General features: G+C 66.8%; 1 protein-coding gene. It reads right to left on the minus strand.

Going from position 1 to position 4,182, the window contains the following annotated elements; genetic code table 11:
* Positions 1-47: 47 nt before the first annotated feature.
* Positions 48-3,818 carry a DUF4082 domain-containing protein gene (locus ABZV00_RS37655; RefSeq protein WP_355615396.1) on the minus strand — a complete coding sequence of 1,257 codons (3,771 nt, stop codon included), beginning with the start codon at positions 3,816-3,818 and terminating at the stop codon, positions 48-50.
* Between the last annotated feature and the right edge of the window lie 364 nt (positions 3,819-4,182).

A 4,182-nucleotide genomic window follows, 5' to 3' on the forward strand; every position in this document is an offset into this window, starting at 1 on the left:
CGTTGGCGGGGTCCGGGCGGCCACAGGTGGCCGCCCGGACTGATCCGCTAACCGCCGGGGATGAAGTAGACGTCGACCCAGAAGTTGTGGTTCGAGGTCGCGGTCGGGAAGGCGGTGCCGCCGCCGTACCGGTAGAGGCCGCCGGTGGGCGCCACGTGCAGCGGCGGCTTGTCGTACCCCTCCGCAAAGGCGTTGATGTCGACCGCGTAATGGCCTGTCGGGCTGGAGTACGAGGCCACGAACGAGGTACCCGCGGAGACCTGGACCGGCTGGTCGAAGAGCAGCGTCTGCCAGCCCGACGCGGTCTCGCTTACGAAGGCGCCGGTTGCCAGCTGCTGACCGTCCACCGTCCAGAGCGTGCCCCGGTGGGTTCCGTTGTTGCCGGTTCCCTTCCAGAACCGGATCCCGGCGACCACGCCATCGACGTCGGCGGTGAACCTGACCCCAACCTCCAGCGCGGAACTGTCGTCGTAGGCGGCTACGGTGGGCGTGTCAGACCCGAAAATGGTGATCGCATTGGCGGGCGGAGTCGGCGGCGGCGGCGGTCCGGGCGGCGGACCGTCACCGACGAACATCGGGTCCACCCAGTAGTTGGTCGAGTTGTAGCTACCGGTCGGGAAGGTGTCGCTGCCGTAGGCGTACACGCCGTTGCTTCCGGCGGGCGCGCTGAGAGTGGTGTCGTCGTTCGTGTAGGGCTCGCCGAAGAAGCCGCCGTCGTGCGCGTAGTTGCCCTCGGGCGCCCAGTAGGCGGCGACGTACGTCGTTCCCGCTACCACCTGAACCGGCGTGGCGAACTGCACGCTCCGCCAGCCGGTGCCGGCGCTGGCCGGGAACGTGGCGCGTGCCAACAGGTCCCCACTCGCCGAGTAGATGCTGCCGGTGTGCGTGCCACCGTTTCCCGGCCCTTGGTAGTAGCGGACGCCGATGACCTTTCCGCTGACCGCTGGCGTGAACTTCACACCGAGGGTGACCGCCTGTGCGTCGCTCGATGATGCGGACCCCGGTACGGCGTCCGGGGCGAACAAGGTCGACACCTGCGCATAGGCGGTGGTGGTGAACGACCATGTCTGCGGGGCCTTCATCGGCCTGCCCTGCAGGTCCGTCGCCGAGACGGTGGCGATGTAGGTCTGCCCAAGGGTGAGGTCGGCGGCCGGCGTGAAGGTGACCGTACGGGTGGCGTCGTCGTACGACGCGATGCCGGCGACGGGCGTGTTCCCGGCGTCCTTGAGCGTGAACTGAACCGACGAGGGGGCCAGCGGCTTGGAGAAGAGCGCCTGCGGGCGTGCGGACAGGTCCACTCCGGTCTCATCCTGCCCGGGGGTGGTGGACAGCACGGTGGGTGGCGCCGTTTCCCCGTCGATGAAGAGCACGTCGACGTAGTAGTTGGCATCGGTGGGCGACGCCTGGTCCGGGAAGCCTGAGCCCGGACGGAAGACGCCATTGCCGCCGTTGGTTGTGGCTCTCGGCGCCACCAGCGGCGTCGGCCTGTGGTCGAAGTAGCTGAAAAACCGGTCGTCGGCGGCGTAGTGCCCGTTCGGCGCGAAGTAGGAGACGATGTACGTCGTGTTCGCGGCGACCTTCAGCGGGCTGGAGAAATTCAACCTCTGCCAGCCGGTGGCGGTCTCGTTGCCGAAAGTGCCGGTGCGCAGCAGTTGACCGCTGGACGACCAGATGGAGCTGGTGTGGGTGCCCGTGTTCCCCGTTCCCTTGTAGAACCGCACACCGACGATGCTCCCGTCGCTCTGCGGCGTGAACTTGACGCCGAGCGTGACGGCTGATCCGTCGACGTCTGCCGAAACCGTCGGCACACGCTGGCCGAAGAGCGAGCTCGGACCATCCAGAGCGAGAGTGATGCTTGCCGGACTCGTTTCGATGTTGCCGCTGTCATCGATCGCGCGGGCCTTGACCACCTGCGCGGCGGTACCGCTGGCTACGAAGGTGTAGCTCCAGGTCGACGTTCCGTCGGCCGGGTGCCAGGTGGTGCCGCCGTCGGTGGAAACCTCGATGCCGGCAACCCGGCCGGCACCGCTGTCGGAGGCGGTGCCACGGACGGCCACCATGGCGCCGTTGTCGATGCTCGCCCCGTTTGCGGGTGTGGTGATGACCGCCGTCGGCGCCGCCGTGTCAGTGGACGCGGTGGCCGTGACAAGTCCGGGCATCAGCGTGGTGGGCTGGGCAGCCATGTCGGCCAACAGGTTGACAGTCGCCTGCTGCATCCGGGAGTCAGCCGCTGACTGCACGCCATCATGCTCGGAGTCAAGACCCCACGCCCACTGGATGGTGCCGGCGCTAAAGACCAAGGCCCCGCTGTCGGCCCGGTACAACGTCATGTGGTGCGTGGTCGTGCCGGGAGTCACAGTGCTGCCGAAGTCGCGCAGATACTCCGGCGACGGCCCGGTGGTGGTCGACAGGCGGATCAGGCCAGGCGGGCGAAAGCCGTTGTCCCGGTCCTCATCGGACTCGTATCCGACGGTGTGCGGAGCCAGTGTGGCGGTCTGCCCGTCCGACAGCGCAGCGACGGCCGTGTTGCGCCAGAAGCGGTTCTTGCCCTGCGCCGCCGGCACCTGCATGGCCAGGTCCGTGTTGTTGGACATGTAGAGCGTGCCGGTCAGGCCGTTCTCCGGTCGGCCACCGTCAGAGGGCGGGGTGAACCGGGGATCACGCCAGGTTCCGGTCCACTCGGTGGACGGGTCGATCTTGCTGTTGGCCCAGGTCTCCTTGTAGCAGACCAGGGTCCGGTACGGGCTGTTGGCGCCGTCGACGCTGGGCTCCCAGCGGGTCTTCCAGTAGACCTCGTTGCCACTGAAGAAGGCGAGATTGACGCCGGCGTCGCGGGCCGCCTCGACGTTCGCCCGCTGCCGTCCCGACCAATATTCGTCGTGGCCGACCGAGAGGAACACCTTGTGGTTGCGGATGAGATCGCCGCGCCGTTCGGCGTCGACGTCAGTCGTGTAGCTGACGTCGTAGCCATTGCGCTCCAGGAAGCGGATCATCGGAAATTCATTGCTGAACAGGAAGTCGCGACCATTGCCAATATTTCGCGTCGCGTAGGGGCGGTTGTAGCTCACCTTCAACGCCCGGCCCTGCGGACCGCCCCAGTAGAAGTTTGATCCACCGAAATCGTTGTACGCCTGCCAGGTCGCGTCCGACGTCTTGAAGAAGACCTTTGAGGTGCTGGCGTCGTTTCGGACGATGAACGGAGTCTGGCTCGCGCCGGTGTTGTCGTTGCGCGTCAGCCTGGCCAGATACACGCCGGAGACCGCGTCCGACGGCACGGTCCAGGTCGCGGAGACATGCCAGGTCCCGCAGTCGTATATCTCGGTCGTCGCGTCCGTCACGCAGTCTGGCTGCGGCGCACCGAGTTGCGGGTTAAGGGTAGCCAACTTGCGGGCCCCGTTGCCCTGGTAGTAGCCGAGGCGGTAGATGTCGATGCGGTAGGCCGCAGCCGCTTTGATCTTGAAGCTGACGGTCTGCCCGACGTTGACGCTGACATCGGTGGTGAAGCCCTGGATCGTGTCGTCTCCGGCACCCCAGATGTCGTCCCACTCCGAGGGCGGCGTCCCGGGCTTGCTGTTCTCGCAAGCAATCACGTTGACAGGGTTGGCGCAGGGGCCGTCCGCCGCGCGGGCCGGGATGCAGTTCAGTCCGACCGACACCAGGATCGCGGCGACGGTCGCGGCGCCTGCGCGGCGGCCGCGGGCGGCGAGTCGCCGCACCGGCGGCGCTGTCGCGGCGGTGAGCAATCCGCCCCGAGCTTCCCGATCTGCCACGGACCGCGTCGGCGCCAGGTCAGCCGCTCGGTCCCGCTTGTCGCTCACTGCAAACCACTCCTCCCGGACCAATGCCATGAAATGCCGGGGCGCCGCGGTGCAATGGCGGTCCGGCTAGTCGCCATCGCAGCTTGCATGTAAAAAGAAACACCGGCCGGGAGCGTTCACGATCGGCCCTTCGGATTAACCTTCAGCCACAAGGGGATACAGTTTGGTTTCCGACAGTAGGGCTGCGGATTGGCGACAGAAAGCCAGACGTCGACGGATGCTCGAGCCGGGCGGAGGATCTTTCCGACGTCTCCCCTTGAGCCGCCGATTCTCGACTAAAATGGACGGCGACAGGACAATCGGTTATCCGATGGTGACAATGCGTTCGCGCCATGGGCTTTGCGGCCACCTATGGGTTTGCCAC

Source organism: Micromonospora sp. NPDC005173 (assembly GCF_040608515.1).
GTDB lineage: Bacteria > Actinomycetota > Actinomycetes > Mycobacteriales > Micromonosporaceae > Micromonospora.